Source organism: Nonomuraea sp. NPDC050451 (assembly GCF_044458585.1).
Window position 1 is genome coordinate 762268 of sequence record NZ_JBITHZ010000002.1, and the last position, 20598, is coordinate 782865.

21 protein-coding genes are annotated in these 20598 nt (G+C 70.6%); 9 read left to right on the forward strand and 12 right to left on the reverse strand.

What is annotated here, in order from left to right:
* Positions 1–128: 128 nt before the first annotated feature.
* Complete coding sequence (locus ACIBI9_RS09555) at positions 129–1391, forward strand: Scr1 family TA system antitoxin-like transcriptional regulator (protein ID WP_397221496.1); 1263 nt, start codon at positions 129–131, stop codon at positions 1389–1391.
* 184 nt (positions 1392–1575) lie between these two features.
* Complete coding sequence (locus ACIBI9_RS09560; protein ID WP_397221497.1) at positions 1576–2409, forward strand: SAM-dependent methyltransferase; 834 nt, start codon at positions 1576–1578, stop codon at positions 2407–2409.
* 46 nt (positions 2410–2455) lie between these two features.
* Here ACIBI9_RS09560 and ACIBI9_RS09565 read toward each other — a convergent pair whose 3' ends face one another.
* A complete protein-coding gene (locus ACIBI9_RS09565; protein WP_397221498.1) occupies positions 2456–3262 on the reverse strand; it encodes a DUF4253 domain-containing protein in 807 nt (268 codons plus the stop codon).
* A gap of 108 nt (positions 3263–3370) precedes the next feature.
* Between ACIBI9_RS09565 and ACIBI9_RS09570 the strand changes: the two genes are divergently transcribed.
* Positions 3371–3949, forward strand: coding sequence for an HAD family hydrolase (locus ACIBI9_RS09570; protein WP_397221499.1), 579 nt, complete (start codon positions 3371–3373; stop codon positions 3947–3949).
* Here ACIBI9_RS09570 and ACIBI9_RS09575 read toward each other — a convergent pair.
* The gene (locus tag ACIBI9_RS09575; protein WP_397221500.1) at positions 3910–4593 is read right to left on the reverse strand and encodes a TenA family protein; all 684 of its coding nucleotides are present in this window, start codon (positions 4591–4593) and stop codon (positions 3910–3912) included. The two genes, ACIBI9_RS09570 and ACIBI9_RS09575, sit on opposite strands and share 40 nt — an antisense overlap.
* A 320-nt stretch (positions 4594–4913) precedes the next feature.
* A complete protein-coding gene (locus tag ACIBI9_RS09580) occupies positions 4914–5969 on the reverse strand; it encodes a TIGR03118 family protein (RefSeq protein WP_397221501.1) in 1056 nt (351 codons plus the stop codon).
* 221 nt (positions 5970–6190) lie between these two features.
* On the opposite strand from ACIBI9_RS09580, the gene ppgK reads away from it, so the two are divergent.
* Positions 6191–6913, forward strand: a complete 723-nt coding sequence (gene ppgK / locus ACIBI9_RS09585; RefSeq protein ID WP_397221502.1) for a polyphosphate--glucose phosphotransferase — start codon at positions 6191–6193, stop codon at positions 6911–6913.
* Between the two features lie 17 nt (positions 6914–6930).
* On the opposite strand, the gene ACIBI9_RS09590 is transcribed toward ppgK, so the two are convergent.
* Positions 6931–7686, reverse strand: a complete 756-nt coding sequence (locus ACIBI9_RS09590; protein ID WP_397221503.1) for a hypothetical protein — start codon at positions 7684–7686, stop codon at positions 6931–6933.
* Positions 7686–7994 (reverse strand): hypothetical protein, encoded by a 309-nt coding sequence (locus ACIBI9_RS09595; RefSeq protein WP_397221504.1) that lies wholly within the window; start codon positions 7992–7994, stop codon positions 7686–7688. Before ACIBI9_RS09595 ends, ACIBI9_RS09590 begins: the two co-directional genes overlap by 1 nt.
* A gap of 166 nt (positions 7995–8160) precedes the next feature.
* Between ACIBI9_RS09595 and ACIBI9_RS09600 the strand changes: the two genes are divergently transcribed.
* Entirely contained in the window at positions 8161–8565 is a 405-nt protein-coding gene (locus tag ACIBI9_RS09600) for a YbaB/EbfC family nucleoid-associated protein (protein WP_397221505.1), read from the forward strand.
* Between the two features lie 81 nt (positions 8566–8646).
* A complete protein-coding gene (locus ACIBI9_RS09605) occupies positions 8647–9306 on the forward strand; it encodes a FadR/GntR family transcriptional regulator (protein WP_397221506.1) in 660 nt (219 codons plus the stop codon).
* Positions 9307–9623: 317 nt separating this feature from the next.
* On the opposite strand, the gene ACIBI9_RS09610 is transcribed toward ACIBI9_RS09605, so the two are convergent.
* Entirely contained in the window at positions 9624–10586 is a 963-nt protein-coding gene (locus ACIBI9_RS09610) for a hypothetical protein (protein ID WP_397221507.1), read from the reverse strand.
* A 231-nt stretch (positions 10587–10817) separates the two neighbouring features.
* On the opposite strand from ACIBI9_RS09610, the gene ACIBI9_RS09615 reads away from it, so the two are divergent.
* Entirely contained in the window at positions 10818–10964 is a 147-nt protein-coding gene (locus tag ACIBI9_RS09615; RefSeq protein WP_397221508.1) for a hypothetical protein, read from the forward strand.
* Positions 10965–11077: 113 nt separating this feature from the next.
* Here the strand turns inward: ACIBI9_RS09615 and ACIBI9_RS09620 are convergent, their stop codons facing one another.
* On the reverse strand, positions 11078–11218 hold the full coding sequence (locus ACIBI9_RS09620) for a hypothetical protein (protein ID WP_397221509.1): 141 nt from the start codon (positions 11216–11218) through the stop codon (positions 11078–11080).
* Positions 11219–12060: 842 nt separating this feature from the next.
* Here ACIBI9_RS09620 and ACIBI9_RS09625 point away from each other — a divergent pair.
* The gene (locus tag ACIBI9_RS09625; protein WP_397221510.1) at positions 12061–12321 is read left to right on the forward strand and encodes a hypothetical protein; all 261 of its coding nucleotides are present in this window, start codon (positions 12061–12063) and stop codon (positions 12319–12321) included.
* A gap of 23 nt (positions 12322–12344) precedes the next feature.
* Positions 12345–12821, forward strand: a complete 477-nt coding sequence (locus ACIBI9_RS09630) for a response regulator transcription factor (RefSeq protein ID WP_397221511.1) — start codon at positions 12345–12347, stop codon at positions 12819–12821.
* Here the strand turns inward: ACIBI9_RS09630 and nirD are convergent.
* The 5 genes from nirD to ACIBI9_RS09655 all read right to left on the reverse strand — a co-directional run bounded on the left by nirD (position 12818) and on the right by ACIBI9_RS09655 (position 20542).
* Complete coding sequence (nirD, locus tag ACIBI9_RS09635) at positions 12818–13138, reverse strand: nitrite reductase small subunit NirD (protein WP_397221512.1); 321 nt, start codon at positions 13136–13138, stop codon at positions 12818–12820. The two genes, ACIBI9_RS09630 and nirD, sit on opposite strands and share 4 nt — an antisense overlap.
* Positions 13135–15564 (reverse strand): nitrite reductase large subunit NirB, encoded by a 2430-nt coding sequence (gene nirB / locus ACIBI9_RS09640; protein ID WP_397221513.1) that lies wholly within the window; start codon positions 15562–15564, stop codon positions 13135–13137. Before nirB ends, nirD begins: the two co-directional genes overlap by 4 nt.
* Positions 15561–16955: an FAD-dependent oxidoreductase gene (locus tag ACIBI9_RS09645; protein WP_397221515.1), complete on the reverse strand. Its 1395-nt coding sequence runs from the start codon at positions 16953–16955 to the stop codon at positions 15561–15563. The genes nirB and ACIBI9_RS09645 overlap by 4 nt, the downstream gene beginning before the upstream one ends.
* A 250-nt stretch (positions 16956–17205) precedes the next feature.
* Positions 17206–19227 carry a molybdopterin oxidoreductase family protein gene (locus ACIBI9_RS09650; RefSeq protein ID WP_397221516.1) on the reverse strand — a complete coding sequence of 674 codons (2022 nt, stop codon included), beginning with the start codon at positions 19225–19227 and terminating at the stop codon, positions 17206–17208.
* A 4-nt stretch (positions 19228–19231) separates the two neighbouring features.
* Entirely contained in the window at positions 19232–20542 is a 1311-nt protein-coding gene (locus tag ACIBI9_RS09655) for an MFS transporter (RefSeq protein WP_397221517.1), read from the reverse strand.
* Positions 20543–20598: the final 56 nt, after the last annotated feature.

Here is a 20598-nt window from a genome sequence, read left to right on the forward strand (position 1 = left end):
TGTCAACTGACAGTTTGCGCATAAGTTGATACCTACTCGCGGGGCAGAGCTGCCCCGCATGGCAGGGGACAGTGCGGCTCGCGTCCCTTACGCTGGAAAAGTTCACGGGCGGTGGATGGAGGTGTGCCGTGGCGAACTTCGCCGAGCGGCTCGATCTTGCGCTGACCAAGCGCGGCTTCACCGGCGCGCAGGTCGCCTCCGCCCTGACGGAGGCGGGCATCCCCATCACCCGCGCCTACGTCAGCCAGCTGCGCACCGGCAAGCAGACCAACCCGACGCTCCAGGTGCTCAGGGCGCTGGCCTCGTGCCTTCAGGTGAGCGTCGGCTGGCTGGTCGGCGACGACTACCTCGAGTCCGGCGCGGTCGAGGATCTCCAGCTGCGCGCGGCCGCCATCGGCCTGGGCGCCTCAGAGCTGTCCGAGAGCTCCCTGACCCTGCTGCGCGGCGTGGTCGAGCTGGCCCGCAGGGCCGAAGGGCTGCCCGACGAGCCCGAACCCCCCTCCTCCCCGGACATCCCCGAGGCAGCCGCGCCGCTGAGCGGGCCGCAGCGCCGGGCGCTCGGCAAGCGGCTGCACGGCCTGCGCCTGGCCGCCGACCTGTCGGTCGAGCAGGTGGAGACGGCGATCGGCAAGGGAGCCGCCGCGATCCCGGCCATCGAGGAGGGCAGGATCGCGCCCGCCCCCATCACCGCCGAGCGCCTGCTCGCCCTCTACGGCGTCACCGCGCCGCCCATCCGCGAATACGTGCTCTCGCTGGCCAGGGGCGAGCGCGAGGCCGCCTGGTACGACGCGCAGTCGGTGCCGGTCTGGCTGGCCACCACGTACGCGCTCGAGCAGCGGGCCACGGTGATCCGCACCTACCACCCCCAGTTCGTCCCGCCGCTGCTGCAGACCGAGGAATACGCCAGGGCGGCCGTCACCGTGGCCGGGCCGGCGACGCTCGGGCAGCAGACGGTCGACGAGGCGCTCGCCCTCGTGCTGGCCCGACAGGAGGCCGTGGCCCGCGACAGCGGCATCGTGGTGTGGGCGGTCGTCGACGAGAGCGTGCTGACGCGCTCGATCGTCGGGCCGCACGTCCAGCTCCGCCAGATCGACCAGCTCATCGAGCACGCCAAGCGGCCCAACGTCTCGCTCCACGTGGTGCCGACGGACGACCCCGTCTACGTGCCGCGCACCGGCCCGTTCACGCTCTGGCGCTTCGCCGAGGCGTTCGAGGCGGACATCGCGTGCGCCCACGGCATCGAGTCCGACGAGCTGATCACCGACACCGCCATGGTGGAGGCCTACCACCAGGCGTTCACCAAGCTGTCGGTGACGACGACGACACGCGAAGAGACTTTCGAGGTGTTGAATTTCCATCGCGAGCGGCTTTCGCGTTCCCTCGGAAAGTGATCTCTTTCCCTAATGGATGATCGTTATTCGCGGTAGAGGGTTAGGCAGATATACCGAAAACTAATGGCTTTTCCGGTTGTCATCCGCCGCGCAGCGAGGATCATAAGTTCTGGGTCATCGAGTGGGGTCCGAAAGGATCAGTCTTTTCCCGAGATAGTGGGCGAGGGGAAAGGGGCAACACTCAATGCGTCAGCGTGCCATCCGAAACCTGGCGAAGCTGGAGATGACCCAAGCTAGGATCACCCGGGTTCTCGACGCCGCCACGGGTGGAAAGAACCACTTCGTGGCGGACAGAGACGCAGTGCGCCGCTACGACCAGGCCGCTCCCATCGTGACGACGGCCGCACGGGCCGTGCTCCAATATTTGTGCCGTGTGGTGTGCCATCTGGCCAGCGAAGGCGTGGACCAGTTCGTCATTGTCGGGAGTGGAGTGCCCAGCGGCCTGCCGGCGGGCAGACAGTTGCACGACGTGGCCCGTGACGCCCTGCGCGGCGCGGTCCCCCGTGTGGTCTACGTGGAGAACGACCCGATGGTGCTGGCCGGAGCTCGGGCGACCATCGAGCCCGTCACCGACCTCGTACGCGTCGTAGAGGGCGACGTGCGCGAGATCGACGACATCCTCGATGACCGGGTCGTGCAGACGTTCCTCGACTGGGACCGGCCCATGGCCGTGCTGCTGCTGTCGACCCACAGCCTGAACGACGACGAGTACTTCCACTACGTGATCAAGCGGATCCGGCAGGCGGTGCCCGAAGGGAGCTACCTGTCGCTGCTGCAGACCACGTTCGACGCGATCCCGCCGGAGCTGCTGGGAGCGATTCACGACCTGCTGGCGATGACGCTGCCGGGTCACGCGATTCGCAACAGAGAGGAGGTCGCGGCGTTGCTCGAAGGTCTGGTGCTGGTCGATCCGGGGTTGGTGTGGATCCCGGAATGGCGGCCGAACGGCCTCGACACCGCTTGCGCCGAACAACCGAGCTCTTCGGGGAGTTACGGGGCCGTGGCCCACATTCCCTGACACCGGAGGGTCCGGCCGGGCCTCCATCGCGTGTGCGCGGCCGGACTCAGTCCCACCAGAACGACCAGGCGTGCTCACCGATGATCTGCTCGGCATAGCCCTGCAGGTCACCGGGGCCCTGGACGATGTTGTCCGGGCAGAACGTCCAGTGCTCGGCGGCCACGTGTAACGCGTGCTCGGGATCGACCGGCGGCGCGGCCACGCTCAGGTCCAGGGTGTTGAACCCGACGCTCACCACCCGCGCCCCGAACCGATCCTCCCAGCTGCGCACCACGGCGGCCAGCGGGACCATCCACTCGTTGTGGTGCAGCGCGCCCTGCCAGCCCATCACGGCCAGTGCGTCGGCGCCCCTGGGGGCGGCGACCAGGCCGAGCGGCATCCCCTTGACGGCCAGCTCGCGCGCGAGCCAGTCGGCGACCGCCTCGGGGGCGGCCTTGAGCACCCCGGGCGGGGCGGGCCCGGGGCAGATCGCTCCGAACGGGTCCAGCTCCTCCATCGCGTCCTGCGGCATCTGGGCCACCCACTCCTCCCACACCTCGGTCATGAAGCCCTCGGCGGTGAAGTGGTCGATCTGACGGGGATCGTCCGGGACGACCTGCCCGACCCCCCAGGGCTGCGCCGACTCGTCCAGCAGCACCGGCCACAGGCCGCTGTGCGGGTGCCACTCGCGCATGCGCGTCCAGTCCTCGCCGGACGCCGCCTCCTCGCTCATCCAGAACGCCGGCCTGAGCGCCTCGCCCTGCCGGGTGTAGCCGGGATCGGGCCAGATCACTTCGCCCGGCGGCAGCCCCGCGGGCAGCCTGTGCCCCCTGCCCCCGTCGGCGAACAGCCGCCCCAGCTCGCGTGCGCTCATGCCCTACCGTTCCGATACCGAATCCTGTCTCGGAGATGGTAGTCCGGCCGGTCGCCCTTGGACCTTTGACGACGCGGGAAATGCTGACGACTGTCACAATGAGGGGCTGTGATCCCCTTTGACGCGGTTCTGTCTGACCTTGATGGAGTGCTCCGGCTCTTCGACCATGCCGCCCAGGCCGACATCGAGGCCCGGTACGGCCTGCCGCTCATGAAGACGGCCCTCGACCCGGCGCTGATCATGCCCGCCACCCTCGGCCAGGCGACCGAAGCGGAGTGGCTGGAGTCGGTCGTGGTCGCGCTCGGCGGCGGCGAGCGGGCCCGCCAGGCCGTGGACGAGTTCGCGCAGGTGCGGTTCTGGGTGGACGAGGAGGTCAGGGCGCTGCTGGCCAAGGCGCAGCAGCACGTGCCCGTGGTGATCGTGACCAACGCCACGGACTCGCTGGAGCAGCACCTCGATCTGCTGGGGCTCACGTACTTCGCGGACGACGTGGTCAGCAGCGCCAGGGTGGGCGTGGCCAAGCCCGACCGGCGAATCTACGAGATCGCCGCGGAGCGGGCCGGGGTCGCGCCCGAGCGCTGCCTGTTCGTGGACGACCGGCTGCAGAACGTGGAGGCGGCCAGGGCGCTCGGCATGACCGGCGTCCACTACCGCTCGTTCCAGGATCTGGCGGCCGTACTGGGCTGATGCTCGGTGGCCTGGTCGAAGAAGGCCCGTTCCAGCTCGACCGCGAGGCGGAAGACGTCGAGCGCCGCCGTCCGGCGCTCCTCGTCCAGGTCCGCACCGAGGCGGTCGAGCTCGCCCCGCAGGAAGGCCACCCAGGCCCGGAACTCCGGGCCGTCGTGCAGCTCGATCCACTCGCGGTGCACGAAGCTCTCCGGCAGCGGCTCCTCTGCCCGTGACGCCCAGCCCAGGTAGCACCACTCGGCCACGCAGAGCACGGCGACGATCAGCAGGTAGTCCTGCGACGTCCGCACCTCGTCCATGAGTTGCCTGAACGCGGCCGTCACCGGCTCGGGCGGCGCATTGGTCCGCCCGCCCAGCGCGGCCAGCGCCCGGTGGAAGTACGTCTTCTCCTCGGTGGTCGCCACCTGGCCGAGGAACTTCCCGTAGGGCACCCGCGCCTCGAACGTGTCCGCGCTCGCCACGGCCGCCCCGAGCAGGGCCGTGAACGAGTCCACGAACTGGAAGTCCTGCTCCAGGTAGTGCCGCATGTCGCCGTCGGGCGCCGAGCCCGTCGTGATCGCCATCGCGAACGGGTGCGTCACCACCGCCGTCCACTCGGGCTCGCACTGCTCCCTGAGCCATTCACTGAAGGATCGCTCGCTCACGATCCGACCGTACCCAAGCCCCTGCCTCGCGGAGCGCCAGGGGACCTCGCCTCGCCGTCTCACGCGAGGAACTCAACCCCTTCCTCCCGGAGGACACCAGGTCCTCCGGGAGGAGCCAGCCCTTCCCCTACTCCCTCAAAGGGACCTCAGCCGGAGTGCGGCGAGGAGTAAGGGTGCGCCGGGAAGCACCAACAAGGGGGGTTGTTTCCGGCGCGGCTCGCGCCAACCGCGCCGGAAACGTCCGCGTGACCGCCGCCCCCGGCCGTGGTAGGCGAGCTGCGCTTCTCGCCAGGCCGGGGGCGACGGCGAGAGAGCGCCGCTCAGTACCCGCCGTACGGGTTCTGGGAGGACGACCGGCTACTGGGGGCGCTCGTCTGGTGGCCCGACGGGTGGTTCGTCGGGGAGCTCGACGGCGTCGACGTGGGCGTCGCGGTGGACGTCGGCTTGGTGCCCTGCGGGGCGATGATGCCGATCAGACCGTGCTTGGTGCCGTCGATGCCCGCCGAGAACCACATGGAGTTCTCACCGCCGTTGGTGGCGGTGCCGGGCTCCAGGTCCCACAGGCCGGGCAGCACGATCGGGTCGCCGTCGGCCGTGGTCAGCGCGCCCAGGTGGCGGCTGTTCTTGTACGCGTGCACGGTGCCGTCGCCGAAGTTGCCGATGAGCAGCGCGCCCCTGTACTGTCCCCAGCCCCTCGGCGCGGCGGTGATCCCCCAGGGGGCGTTGAGCCCCACCCTGGAGATGCGGCCGGTGAGGCGTCCGCCGGCGTTGAAGCGGCTCACGAAGCCCTTGCCCTCGCCGAATTCGGGCTTGCCGGTGGACGGGTCACGCAGGGCCCAGGACACCCAGATGCTGCCGTTGGCGATCGCCACGTTGTAGGCCTTGTACGTCCGGGGGACGCCCGGGTCGCGGAACTGCCAGCTCTTCAGGCTGATGCGCCGGAAGTCCTCGTCGAAGGCGTGGACGCGCCCGCTCGCGAAGTCGGCGGCCAGCAAGAAGTCTCCGTCGTCGGTCTCGACGAGCTCCAGCCCCTTGTAGTCGGCGCCGCGGGTGAAGGCCCCGATGATCGCGTTCTTCGGGTCCACGTCCTTGTTCCAGCCCGTGATGGCTCCGCTCGGGCTGGAGAAGATGAACGTGGCGGGCTTGCCCTTGACGGTGAAGCCCTCGCCCGGGTTGAACACCTGGCCGGTGGGCGCTCCGCCGGGGATCCACACCTCGGTCTGCTCCTTCTTGCCCGTGCCGGAGTAGACGGTGGCGGTGCCGGTGCCGGTGTTCGAGACCCACAGAGTCTTGCCCATGGCCAGGCCCCACGGGTTGACGACCTTGGCGTCGGTGACCGGGGCTTTGCCCTGAACGTCCGACACAAGGTTGATCACGTCGAATCGGTTCCTGGTTGTGGTGGCGTGCGCGGGAGTGGTGAGAGTCGCTCCCAGCACAACCGCAACAGCGCAGAGTGTGATGATGCGTGGCCGCATCCGTTGCCTCCTAGTTAGCGCTTGTGACGCGAGATACGTGGAGGGGGTGGGGAGCGGTTCAGCCGGTTCCGGAAATATCAGGACGGGAGTTTTTTCGTGTCCTGAAGGGGAGAGGGATTGACATGAACGTGTTGGGCATTGACATCGGCGGTTCGGGAATCAAGGGCGCCCCTGTCGACATCGAGGCCGGCGAACTGGTGCAGGAGCGCTTGCGCATTCCCACGCCCCAGCCGTCCAAGCCCGATGAGGTGGCGGAAGCCGTAGCGGAGATCGTCAAGCATTTCGGCTGGAGCGGTCCTGTCGGGGTGACGTTCCCCGGCGTGGTCAAGGACGGGGTCGTGCTGACGGCCGCCAACGTGGACCGCTCGTGGGTCGGCGTGGACGCGGCCAAGTTGTTCGGCGGGGCGACCGTGCTGAACGACGCCGACGCGGCCGGCGTGGCGGAGGTGACCTACGGGCGCGGTCGCGGGGAGCGGGGGACCGTGCTCGTGCTGACGTTCGGCACGGGGATCGGGAGCGCGCTGTTCACCGAGGGGACGCTCGTCCCCAACACCGAGCTCGGGCACCTGGAGCTGCACGGCAAGGACGCCGAGCACCGGGCGTCGGCGCGGGCGCGGGAGGAGCACGAGCTGAGCTGGGAGAAGTGGGCCGAGCGGGTGGAGGAGTACCTCCGGCACGTGGAGATGCTGCTGTCGCCCACGCTGATCGTCATCGGCGGAGGTGCGAGCAGGAAGGCCGACAAGTTCCTGCCGCACGTCCACATCGACACGCCCGTGGTGCCCGCCGCCCTCCAGAACGAGGCCGGCATCATCGGCGCCGCCCTGGCCGCCTCCCGTCGCTCATGAGCCGCTCCGGGCCGGGCTCAGTTCGTACGGGGCCGGCTCGGAGCCACCCATTCGAAGTCCTTCGCGGCGTCCGGCAGGGTGTCGCCCCGCTCGGGGGACTGGAAGGTGGGGAACGCCGACTTGTCGATCTTCACGGTGGAGAAGTCGACCTCGCGCAGCCTCGCCCTCGGCCAGCCGTCCTGCTCGTAGGGCTCGGCCATGTCGGCCAGCGCCTGCCCCTGCGCGATCAGGTAGCCGACGATGGTCGCCTGGCCCATGCAGTACGTGATGAGCGCGGCGCACATCACGGTCAGCACCTTGTCCGCGGCGTTGAGCAACCACCTCAGGTACAGGCGGCCCTGGACGGCGCCCACGGGCGACAGCACCATCATCGAGAGCCCGTACACGGAGGAGGCGGCGATCATCGTGGAGAGCGTCGCCATCGCCCCCTTGAAGAGCCGGAAGGCGTTGGCCACGCCTTCGAGGGTGTCTCCGACCCGGTCGAGGGAGTCGCGCATGGTCTCGGCGCCCGAGTGCATCTTGCCGGTCACCCGGGACAACTCCCGCTGGTCGTCGGCGATCCAGCCGCGCCGGGACTCGGCGGGAACGCCGTCCAGCACCTCCACGGAGGTGTCGAGGTCCCTGGCCATCCGCTTCCAGACCTTGGCGACCTCCGAGACCCGGTCATCGTCCATCTGGAGGGACTCCAGGAGGGCGAGCGACACCAGCGGGACGCCCGCGTACAGCTGCAGCCGCCTGAGCGTCTGGATGATCGGCCACGGCGAGGGCGCCATCACCGGTACTCCACGATGCTGGCCTGCTCGGCCGTACGCCAGTTCGCCGCGCAGGTGGACAGGCTGTCGGAGATGCCGCGGGAGGCGATGGCACCGCCCCGCAGGGCCTCCGTGCAGCCTCTCTGCGCCGTCTCGTAGGCCGGGCCGAGGATCCTGCCCAGGATCATCCCCAGCGTGCCGTCGCCGAGGTCGGTGTCGTAGGCGTGGTCTCCGCTCTTCATGAAGCCGGACCAGACGTCGTTGTAGCGCTCGCTCATGGCGGCGATGACCCGAGACGTGATGACCCTTGTCTCCTGCGGGGTGGACATGTCGCTCCTTCAGGTGTTTTGCGTCGAAGGTCATCTTTGTCGCCCTGGAGACGTTGATCATCTGGGTTCACCGGATGTTCGACCGGGCGAAACCAACCGCTGAGAACGGGTTCAGGAAATCTTGATCAACTCCGTGGGTCGCGCCGACGAACAGGAAGGTCATGGCATGTTCGACTTCGATCCGGCCGCCGTCACGCCCGAGGAGCTGGACAGGATCGGACGGCGCGCGGACGAGGCCATGTCGAAGCTCGCCACGGCCATGGACGGGCTCGGCGAGGTCACCGGGGAGGGCACCGCGGCCGGGGGCCGGATCCAGGCCACCGTGGAGGCCGACGGTCTCGTCCGGAACCTCCGCCTGGACGCGCGGGTGCTGCGCACGATGGGCAGCGACGAGCTGGCCGAGGCGATCGTGGCGGCGCTGCGCGCGGCCCAGCTGTCGGCCCGGGGCCAGTTGGAGGAGCGGCTCGCCGCGGCCCAGGGCGGCGAGCGCCTGCCGTTCGACCTCGGCGACGTCGGCCGCCGCTTCGAGGCCGTCCAGTCCGCCTTCCTCTCCGCTATCCCCCCGCGCTGACTCCCGATCAGAGGCCGGACTACCCCGCCTTCCGCGATAGCTCTTATGGTGGGTGTTCTCCAGCCGATGAGGAGAGGGTGCATGCGAAACGTCGCTCGGACGTCGCTCGTGGACGCCGCCATCGACGAGCTCCGCCGCGAGATCGCGCGTGGTGTGTGGCCGGTCGGCACCAAGATCCCGTCCGAGAGCCAGCTCGCGCAGAGCCTCGGCATGAGCAGACTGTCCGTACGCGAGGCGGTGCGGGTCCTGGCCCATGCCGGGCTGCTGCACACCCGCCAGGGCGACGGCACGTACGTGACCGCCACCGACGAGTCCAAGGTCGCCCTGCGCCGGCGGCTCGACACGGCGGCCGCCATGGACATCATCGACGTGCGCCGCGGCCTCGACCTCGTGGCCGCCCGGCTCGCGGCGGGCAGGCGCACGGAGGAGGACCTGACCGCGATGCGCGCGACGCTGGCCCGCCGGGACGCTGCAGCCCGCGCCGGCAACCTCGACGGCTTCGCGGACGCGGACGTGGACTTCCACCTGCTGGTCGCGGACGCCGCACACAACGCCCTGCTCGGCGACCTCTACCGCAGCATGAGCGACGCCCTGCGCGACAGCGTCAGGGACCAGGAGCAGGCGGCCCTGACCCCGGACAGCTCCCACGACGACCTGCTGCGCGCGATCGAGGACGGCGACGCGGCCCGCGCGGTCGCCGTCTCCGTCGCCATCCTCGACCAGCAGGAACGCGACCTCTGACCCTCACCCCGCGACGTAAAAACGCGCCGTGGCGTCAGGACACGATCCGGCTCACCCGGCACCGCAACGCGCCCCGGCCCCCGAGCGTGATCCGACCTCGCGACATCCAGGCGCGTCGCCCGCATCGGCACGCGTCCCGGCCCCCGCGGTAACGGGACGCGCCCGACTCGCCCGGCATCGGGACGCGGTGCGACTCGCGCGGCATCGGGACGCGGTGCGACTCGCGCGGCGGAACCGGGGTGAGCCTGCGACGCGGTGCCGCTCGGGAAAGCGACGCCGCAGGCACACCCCGGCGTTCTCTGCGCCGGTCCCGCCGATCACCTGCCGGAGATGACGATTGTCTCCCCCGGCGACCCCTCCGCACCAGACGGCTCGGCCGCCCCAGACGAGCCCGCCGACTCAAGCGAGCCCCCCGACTCAGGCGAGCCCGTCGGCCCAGGCGGGTCCGTAGGCGGGTCCGGCTCGGCTTCCGTCCGGCGCGGCCGGCGGGTCGGCCACGCCACGCGGGCCGGCCGCCTCGGCGACGCCCCGTCCGGCGAGGGCGGCCGAGGCGACAGACCCGGCAGGCCGGACCGAGGCAGCAGCCACAGAGCCGCCACCGCGACCAGCGCGCCACCGACGGCGGCGATCACCAGCGTGTAGGCGGGCACCCCGCCGGATCCCGGCCCCACACCGGCACCACCGGAGCCGTCCCGTTCCACACCGGCACCACCGGAGCCGTCCCGCTGGACACCGGAATCACTGGAGCCTCCCACGTCGGCAGCACCGGCACTCCCCTGCCCCTGCGGCGCCCGGGTAATCACCGCCGCGCCCCCGTCCGGGAACCCAGGCGGCCGCACGGCCCCCCAGAACGACTTCCCCGCCGACACCGGCGCCCTCATGCCGGCGGGCACCGGATCGACCTTCAGCCCGCCGGGAACGGTCAGCGTCCCCACCTCGTACGGCCGGAACAGCCCCTGGACGCCCTCCACCTTCCACACCCCCTCAGGCACCACCACCGACGTGGCGTAGTGCCCGGCCTCCGGCAGCGCCGTGCCGTCGAAGAGCAGGCTCTTCCCGTCCGCCCCGGTGAACCGCAGCCCGACCGCCCCGAGATCCCCCTCGAACGGGTGGGAGCCATGCTGCAGCACCCAGAACCCCAGCGCGTACGACGTCCCGCCCTCGAAGCGGGACGGAGCCGGATCCAGGTAGGTCACCGCCCACCCCCCGGCAGCGACGGCCGGCAGACCGCCCAGGGCCAGCGCCATCACCGCGGCCAGCACGGCCAGAATCCTCTTCATGGGACCACCTCCGCTACAGATACACCGGAGGCGCGGCCCAGGTTCTGACCGGCCTGCGACATTTCCCGATACGGCGCGCACAATGAAGGAAAGGCGAGAAATTCGGCGGGGAGCGAGGAGGCTTGCGCCGTGTCCGCCACCGGACGTGCATATGTGACCGCAATGCTCGACGTCCTCGTTTACGAGAACGTATTGGTGGCGTGGCGACGGAGTACGCCCTGGGGCGGATACATGATCGTCTCGCATGAGGGCGAGGAGATCAGGTTGACCGCGCGACAGGCGGAAACGTGGGCGCGGGGCGCCTTCGCCGTCTACCTGGCGCTCGTCGACCACGGCCGCATCACCCCGCGCATCCCGCGCGGCACCGCGCAGTCGTAGCCGCCCCGCGACCGACCGCCCATAACCGGCCCGGTAAATCCGTCCCGGAATTACCGCCATTCCCGGCGAACGTCACGTAAACGGCACCCAGTCCATTCCCGAGGTGGCGGCGGTCAGGACGACTGGTTGTTCATGAACCCCGAGATCTTCCACTTCCCGCCCTCCTTGCCGAGCAGGAACAGCTCGCGGAACCTCTCGTCCCCCTGCTTGCTCCCCGAGCGGACGACGGCGTTCTCGCCACCGGTCGTGCGCACGTCCACGATGCTGTGCGTGGCCGACAACAGGTCGGTCGCGCCCTGCAGTTGCTGCTGGTAGAGGGTGCGGATCGCCTGGGGCCCTCCGCCGTGGCCTCGCCGTCGATCTCGACCACCGCGTCGCGCGCGAACGTGCCGACGATCTGGTCCACGTTCCCTGCCTTGAGCGCGTTGAAGTAGGACTCGACGACGCCGCGCGGCTGCCCGCTCGCCGCCGTCATCGTCCCGGTCGGGGTCGCGGCCGCCTTCATCGCTTGCGTACTGTCACCACCCACGTCGCAACCGGCGACCAGGAGGACGGGGACGATCGCCGCCGGTAGCAGCGCCCAGCGCTGAAAAACCTTGCTCATGGCCGCTTTGATGCCCGCGCCCGTCATGAACGAATGCGGCGTTTGGCCACTCCGCACGACGGCTTTAGCTCGTTGAGGTGTTACTCACGGTAACGGTTCACTGGGTTTGATGAGACCGGTCAGAGCTTCGATCGTTGCCGCACCGAGACCAGCGCACAGGGCGCCGCCGATAGCGTCCGTCCAGTGCCGCGAATCCAGGCGAACGCCGAACCCCTCCCCCAGCGCGAGGACGCCGAACGTTGCGACAGCATCGATTCAGGACGGCGTTGCGTTTTGCCGCTGGCCCATCGAAGCCCGCACGTCTACCCCCCGGTGGAGACTGGAGCATAGCCGTCTGTCTGTTGTCGGCGCAGCCGATATGCCATAACGGCATCGCTCCGGTCTGAGCAGGGGAGCGGCGAGCCCGCTCTCCCCCGTGCGAGGTAGGCGGTCCCAGGGGCCGTCGGCTGGCTTCTGGAGCCGTGGCGGTTCCCTGGATGCCCCTGGAAGGCGGTGCTGTACCAGCTGCTCGGCGCGGCGTTGCTGACGCCGGCGGCGGCGGTTCTGGCCGTGGCGCTCGTGACGGAGGTGTCTCCGGCGCGGGTGCTGCTGCTGTGGGCGGCGTGCCTGCCCGCGTCGGCGCTCGTGGCAGGCCTGCCCGTGGTGCGGCGGCTGGAGGTCATCGCCCTGTCGGAGCTGCTCGGGGTGGCCGTGCCGGATCGCGCCGACCCGGTCTCTAACGGCGCTGCACCTGTTCGTGGGGGGCGACGCTGAGTGCCGGGCTGCTGGCGCTGGCGATGAGCCGGAGGATCCGGGTGGTGCCGGCCGATGACGAGCCGTTCATCCGCTCCGGCTGGGCCACCATGCTCTCCCTCTACAAGGACATCGAGGTGATCGGGGAGGCGGCCGACGGCCACGCGGCGGTCGGGCTGGGCCGCGCGGGCGCGGCCGGCTACGTGCTCAAGCGCTCCCCCGCCGCCGACCTGGTCACGGCGATCCGGCTGCGGGACGGCGTGCTCTTCCCCGACGCGCTGCGCCGCATCGCCGCCCCACGCCCGCGTGCCGCCGCTCACGACCTCACGCCCAGGGAGCTGGACGTCCTGCGTCACCTGGCCCGCGGCCTGAGCAACGCCGAGATCGCCGCCGCCCTGTACGTCACCAGGGAGACGGTCAAGACGCACGTCGGCAACGTCCTGGACCAGCTCGGCGCGAGGGACCGCACCCAGGCCGTCGTGCGAGCCTACGACCTGGGCTTGGTCCTGGCGGGCGACTAGGCGCCGACCTCCACGCCGCCGTCCGCCACCCGTACCTGGTAGACCGGCACGGACACCGCGTCCTCGTCCAGGCACCGCCCCGACACCAGCGAGAACACCTGCTTGTGCAGCGGCGAGGCCACGGTCGGCTCGCCCTTCCTGGTGCCGACGATGCCGCGCGAGAGCACGTACGCGCCGCTGAACGGGTCGAGGTTGCCCAGCGCGTGCAGCGTGCCGTCGTGGGTGCGGAAGACGGCCACCTGCTCGCCGCCCACCAGGGCGCAGACGCCGCGTTCCGGCAGCATGGCCTCGTAGTCGCAGACCCTCGTCCAGCTCATCGGGCCATCACCGGCTTGATCTGGCCGCGCTCGCTGGCGAAGACGATCGACGGGTCAGGGGTCCCGGGGGCGTTGACGAAGGTGACGAACCTGTTCAGCTTCTCGGGGTCGTCCAGCGTGGCCGCCCACTCGTCGGCGTACGTGGCGATGTGGTTCTCCATCTGCGCGTCCAGATCGGCGCAGATGCCGAGCGAATCTTCCATGATCACCTCGCGGAGATAGTCGAGCCCGCCGTCCAGCGACTCCAGCCAGGTGGAGGTGCGCTGCAGCCGGTCGGCCGTGCGGATGTAGAACATGAGGAACCTGTCGATCGTCCTGATGAGCTCCTCCGAGCTCAGGTCCGTGGCCAGCAGGTCGGCGTGGCGGGGCTTGAAGCCGCCGTTGCCGCCGACGTACAGGTTCCAGCCCTGCTCGGTGGCGATGATCCCGAAGTCCTTGGACCTGGCCTCGGCGCACTCGCGGGCGCAGCCGGAGACGGCCGACTTGAGCTTGTGCGGCGAGCGCAGGCCGCGGTAGCGCAGCTCCAGCGCGATGGCCATGCCCACCGAGTCCTGCACGCCGTAGCGGCACCAGGTCGAGCCCACGCACGACTTCACCGTGCGCAGCGCCTTGCCGTACGCGTGGCCGGACTCGAACCCGGCGTCCACCAGCCGCCGCCAGATCTCCGGCAGCTGCTCGACCCGGGCTCCGAACAGGTCGATGCGCTGTCCGCCGGTGATCTTCGTGTAGAGGCCGAAGTCGCGGGCCACCTCGCCGATCACGATGAGCTTGTCGGGGGTGATCTCGCCGCCGGGGATGCGCGGGACGACCGAGTACGTGCCGTTCTTCTGCATGTTGGCGAGGAAGTGGTCGTTGGTGTCCTGCAGCGCGACCCGCTCGCCTTCGAGCACGTGGCCGTTGTACAGCGAGGCCAGGATCGAGGCCACGGCCGGCTTGCAGATGTCGCAGCCCCTGCCCTGCCCGTGTTCGGTGATGAGCTGGGAGAACGTGGTGATCTTGCGGACCCGTACGATGTCGAACAGCTCGGCCCGCGAGTACGTGAAGTGCTCGCACAGCGCCTTGCTGACCTCGACGCCCGACTTCTCCAGCAGCTGCTTGAGCATCGGCACACAGCTGCCGCAGGTCGTGCCGGCCCGGGTGCAGGCCTTGATGCCGGGCACGTCGGTGACGCCCTTGTCGGCGATGGCCGTGCGGACGTCGCCCGCGCACACGTTGTTGCAGGAGCACACCTGCGCCTCGTCGGGCAGGTCGAGGCTGGCCCCGGCCCCGCTGAAGAGCAGGTCGGACGGCGAGGCGGGCAGCGCCTTGCCGACGAAGGGCCGCAGCGACGTGTACGGCGAGGCGTCGCCCACGCAGATGCCGCCGAGCAGAGTCTTCGCGTCGTCGCTGATGAACAGCCTCTTGTAGACGCCGCCCACCGGGTCCATGTAGGTGACGTCGAGCGCTCCCGACATGGCCCCGAACTGCGCCACCTCGACACCCAGCAGCTTGAGCTTGGTGGACATGTCGGCGCCCTCGAAGGCCGAGGACCCGCCCATGATCCGGTCGGCCGCCACCTCGGCCATCGTGTTGCACGGCCCGACCAGGCCGTAGACCATGCCGCCGACGAGCGCACACTCGCCGACCGCGTAGATCGAGGGGTCGGAGGTGAGCATCGCGGAGTCGACCACGATGCCGCCCCGCTCGCCGACCGCCAGCCCGGACGACCTGGCCAGCTCGTCACGCGGCCGGATGCCCGCCGAGAAGACCACGACCTGCGCGTCCACCAGCGTCCCGTCCGGCTTGCGCAGCCCCACGACCTGGCCGTCGTCGTCGGCGACGATCTCCTGGACGCCCGCCCCGGCGTGCACGCTGAGCCCGAGGCCCTCGATGTGCGACTTCAGCACCGAGCCGCCGCCCTCGTCCACCTGCCGCGGCATCAGCCAGGGGCTCATCTCGACGATGTGCGCCTTCAGCCCGAGCGCGCGCAGCGCGTCGGCGGCCTCCAGGCCGAGCAGCCCGCCGCCGACCACGACGCCCTCGACCGCGTCCTTGGCGGCCACCCGGATGGCGTCCAGGTCGTCGATGGTCCGGTAGACGAAGGCGTGCTCGGCGCCCGGCACCGGCGGCACGAACGGCGCCGACCCGGTGGCCAGCACGAGCACGTCATAGGGCTCAGTGGCGCCGTCGGCCAGGGTGACCTCGCGGGCCTCCCGGTCGATCCCGGTGACCCGGCTGCTCAGCCTCGTCACGACCCCCGAGGGCACCTCATAGGTGAGGTCCTCCACGGTGACGCCGGAGAGGTAGGAGGTCAGGGCCACCCGGTCGTACGCGGGCCGCGGCTCCTCCCCGATCACGGTGATCCTGCCGTCGAAGCCCTTGTCCACCAGGGTTTCGACGAGCCGGTGGGCCGTCGGCCCGTACCCAACGACGACGATCCTGCTCATACTGAAATCCCTTCCTGCTCGCACAGCCAGCCGACGATGCCCTCCACGGCGTCGCGGCAGGTACCGCATCCGGTCGTCGCCCTGGTCGCGGCCGCCACTCCGGCCACGTCGCGGGCCCCGGCCTCCCAGCACGCCCTGATCTGACCCTTGGTCACGTTGTTGCACTGACAGACCTTGGCCGCGTCCGGCATCAGCGTCGGGCTGTCGGCCACCGGCGCCGACGACAGCCCGGGGAACAGCAGCCCGGCCCGGTCCCCCGGCACCGGCGCGCCTCGGTCGAAGAGCTGGGTGAGCGTGCCCACGGCGTCGCTCTCGCCCAGCAGGATCGCGCCCACCAGCCGCCCGTCGCGGATGACGAGCTTGCGGTAGGTGCCGCGGGCCCGGTGGCTGAAGCGCACCACCTCGGCGTGCTCCTCGGTGAGCTGGGTCTCGCCCATGGCGGCCAGCTCGACGCTCCTGGCCTTGAGCCTGGTGACCAGCCGGGAGCCCCGGTAGAGGGCCTTGCCGCCGGTGATGACGTCGGCGGCCACGGCGGCCTGCTCCCAGGCGGGGGCGACCAGGCCGTACACGGTGCCGTCGTGCTCGGCGCACTCGCCGACGGCGAAGATCGACGGGTCGTCGGTGCGCAGCTCGTCGTCCACGACGATGCCGCGCCGCACCTCCAGCCCCGCCGCGGCGGCCGGCCCGGTGACGGGGCGCACGCCGCAGGCCAGCACGACGAGGTCGGCCTCGATCAGCTCGCCGCCGGCCAGCCGGACGCCGTCCTCCTGCACCGCCTCGGCGCTGACGCCGGTGCGGATCTCGACGCCGAGCCCGGCGAGCGTCTCGCCGAGCACCTCGCCCGCCTCGACGTCTAGCTGGCGTTCCATGAGGTGCCCGGCCAGGTGCAGCAGCGTCACGGGCAGGCCGCGCCCGGCCAGCCCGCGCGCGGCCTCGATGCCGAGCAGGCCGCCGCCGACGACCACGGCCTTGCGGCCCTGGTCGGCGGCCTCCATGATGCGCTCGCAGTCGTCGAGCGTGCGGAACGGGATGGCCCGCTCCACGCCGGGGATCGGCGGCACGATGGCCTCGCTGCCCATGGCCAGGACCAGCAGGTCGTACGGCTCGCGCCGCCCGCCCTCGGTCACCACGTGCCTGGTCTCCCTGTCGATGTGGGCGACCGCGTCACCGAAGGCGGCCTCGACGTTGTGGGCGTCGTACCAGGAGGATTCGAGCAGCCTCACCTGCTCGGGACGCGAGCTGCCGGCCAGCACGTTGGACAGCAGCACCCTGTTGTACGGCTGGCGCGACTCCGCGCCGAAGATCGTGATCCTGATGTGCGGGTCCCTGGTCCGTACTTCGTTGACCAGCCGCGACCCGGCCATCCCGTTGCCGACGACGACGAGCCTCATCGAATCTCCTCGATCGTGGAGACCCCCGGCGCGATGCCGCAGGGTTCGGTATCGTGTTCGGCGGTGGCGATAACCAAGCCACCATGTGCATGGCCTGCAGTGCCCTCGCCGCCGGGCTGGCGGAGAGGTGAAACGCCTGTGGAGGGCTGGTAAGACCCGACCCGTGAGAGCGGCGACGGCGCGGCCCTGTGAAGCAGGAAGATCCACCCGCGAGGGCTGGAATCCCCCGGCTTCGGCCGTGTGGAGGAAGTCAAGAGTCCCTCTCCACCCTGACAGCGCAGACCTTGAACTCCGGCATCCTCGATGCCGGATCAAGGGCCGGGTTGGTGAGCCGGTTGGCGCCCTCCCAGTGGAAGGGCATGAAAACGGTGTCGCGCCTGATGGCGTCGCTGATCCTGGCCACGGCCTTCCCCTCGCCTCTCCTGCTGCTGACCCGTACGACGTCCCCGGGCGAGATGTCGAGCTGCTCGGCGAGATCCGGGTGCAGCTCGACGAACGGCTCGGGAGCCGCCTGGACGAGCGACGCGATCCTGCGGGTCTGGGCGCCGCTCTGGTAGTGGGCGAGCACCCGTCCGGTGCTCAGGTAGATCGGGTAGTCCTCGTCGGTCTCCTCGGCCGCGGGCCGGTGCTGGACGGGCACGAACCTGGCGCGGCCGTCCGGGTGGGCGAAGGAGTCGAGGAACGGGCGCGGCGTGCCGGGGTGCTCCGGCTCGGGGCAGGGCCAGAAGACGCCCTTCTCGGCGGTGATGCGCTCGTAGGTGATGCCCGAGTAGTCGGCCGCCCCGCCCTTGCTCGCCCGGCGCAGCTCGTCGAAGATCTTGACCGGCTCGGTCTCGAAGCGGTGCCCGAGCCGCTCGGCGAGGCCGGCGAGCACGTCGAGGTCGCTCCTGACGCCCTCGGGCGGCGCCACGGCCCGGTTGCGGAGCAGGACGCGGCCTTCGAGGTTCGTCATGGTGCCGGTCTCCTCGGCCCACTGCGTCACCGGGAAGACCACGTCGGCCAGCGCCGCGGTCTCGGACATGACGAAGTCGCAGGTCACGAGCAGTTCGAGGGAGGCGATGCGCTCGGCCACGTGCTCGGAGGCGGGCGCGGAGATCACGGGGTTGGAGCCGAACAGCAGCATCGCCCGCGGCCCGCCGGGGGTGCCGAGGGCGTCGAGCAGCTCGTACGCCGACCGCCCCGGCCCCGGGAGGCTGTCGGCGGGGACGCCCCACACGCCCGCGACGTGCTCGCGGGCCGCCGGGTCGTCGATCTTGCGGTAGCCGGGGAGCTGGTCGGCCTTCTGGCCGTGCTCCCTGCCGCCCTGGCCGTTGCCCTGCCCGGTCACGCATCCGTACCCGGAGCCGTGCCGGCCGGGCAGTCCCAGCGCCAGCGCCAGGTTGATGAACGCGCTGACCGTGTCGGTGCCCTTGGCGTGCTGCTCGGCGCCGCGCCCGGTCAGGATGTACGCGTTGCCGGCCGCGGCCAGCGCCCGGACCGCCTGCCGCATCCGGTAGACCGGCACCCCGGTGATCCGCTCCACCCGCTCCGGCCACCAGGCGGCCAGCGAGGTGCGGACCTCCTCGAAGCCGGTGGTCCTGGCCGCCACGTACGCCTCGTCCACGAGCTCGTCGGCGATGGCCAGGTGCAGCATCCCGAGCGCCAGGGCCAGGTCGGTGCCGGGCGTGGGCTGCAGGTGCAGCCAGGCCAGCTTGGCCGTCTGGGAGCGCCGCGGGTCGATGACGATCACCCGGGGGCCCGACAGGTGGCGCACGAAGGGCGGCATGGTCTCGGCGACGTTGCCGCCGGCCAGCAGCACGACGTCGGCCTCGGCCAGGTCGGTGATGGGGAACGGCATGCCGCGGTCCATCCCGAACGCCTTGATCGAGGCGGCGGCCGCCGACGACATGCAGAAGCGGCCGTTGTAGTCGATCTGGCTGGTGCCCAGCGCGACCCTGGCGAACTTGCCGAGCGTGTAGGCCTTCTCGTTGGTGAGCCCGCCGCCGCCGAACACGGCCACGCCGTCGGGGCCGTGTTCGGCGCGGATCGCGGACAGCCGCTCCGCCACGTAGTCGAGCGCGACCTCCCACTCCACGGGCTCGCCGTGCAGGAGCGGGGTGGTCAGGCGCTCGCCGTTGGTGAGCAGCTCGCCCGCCGTCCAGCCCTTCTGGCACAGCGCGCCGGAGGCGTTGGCAGGGATGTCGGTCCTGGGGCTGATGGCCGGCCCCGGACCGATCTCCATGCCGCACTGGAGTGCGCAGTACGGGCAGTGTGTCTTCACGGGCTCAGTCATGAGGTCAGACCCGGGCATAGGCGAGGCTGGCCACGACCGAGACGCCGACCTTGCGGGTGTAGCACCACCAGGTCAGGGCGAAACAGGACACGTAGAAGGCTCCGAAGGCGAGGAAGGCGGGCGCCGGGGTTCCGGCCGCGGCGAACGACATTCCGAACGCCCGGTTGATGAGGAACCCGCCCAGCGCTCCCACCGCCGAGATGATGCCGATGGCGGCCGAGGCCTGGCGCTTGCCGTACAGCAGGGTCTCCTCGCCCTCGCCGCGCTCGGCGAGGGCCTTGGCCTGGAAGATGGCCGGGATCATGCGGTACGTGGAGCCGTTCCCGATGCCGGCGGTGACGAAGAGGAGCTGGAAGGCCAGGAAGAACATCCAGAAGTTGCCGGAGGTGCTGGCCAGCCAGACCAGCAGCACGCCGCCGCCCATCCCGGCGAAGTTCCACAGCGTGACGGGGGCGCCGCCGAGCTTGTCGGCCAGCCAGCCGCCGACCGGCCTGATCAGCGAGCCCAGCAGCGGTCCGACGAACGCCACGACGGCGAAGGGGGCCTCGGGGAAGAGGCTCTTGCTGAGCAGCGGGAAGGCCGTGGAGTAGCCGATGAACGAGCCGAAGGTCCCGATGTACAGGAAGGACATGATCCAGGTCTGGGCCCTGCCCGCCACCGCGAGCTGCTCGCGCGGGTTGGCCCTGGCGCTGGTGAGGTTGTCCATGAAGAAGAAGGCGCAGGCGCCGGCCACGACGATGAACGGGATCCAGAACCACCCCGCCGCGGCCAGCCCGAACCCGCCGATCACCAGCGGCATGACGAGCTGGACCGAGCTGACGCCGATGTTGCCGCCCGCGGCGTTCAGCCCCAGGGCGACCCCCTGCTTGTGGCGAGGGTAGAAGTAGGTGATGTTGGCCATGCTGGAGGCGAAGTTCCCCCCGCCGACTCCGGCCAGCGCCGCGATCACCAGGAACAGCCAGTACGGCGTGTCCGGGTTGCCGACCGCCACGCCGAGCAACACCGCCGGGATGAGCAACAATGCCGCGCTCACCACGGTGAAGTTGCGCCCGCCGAACTTGGCCGGGCCGAACGTGTAGGGCACGCGCAGCACCGAGCCGATCAGGTTGGGCAGCGCGACCAGCCAGAAGAGCTGGTCCGTGGAGAACTTGTAGACCCCCATCTTGGTGGCCACGATGCTCCACAGCGTCCACACGGTGAAGCCGAGGTGCTCGGCGACGATCGAGAAGATCAGGTTGCGCCGTGCGACGCGCTTGCCTGAACTCTCCCAGAAAGCTGGGTCATCGGGGTGCCACTCGGCGATCCAGCGCGCCATCGACTTTCTCCTACACTCGGCGTCCGGGGGGAACTCCAAGGTAGGAAGCGCGCGTT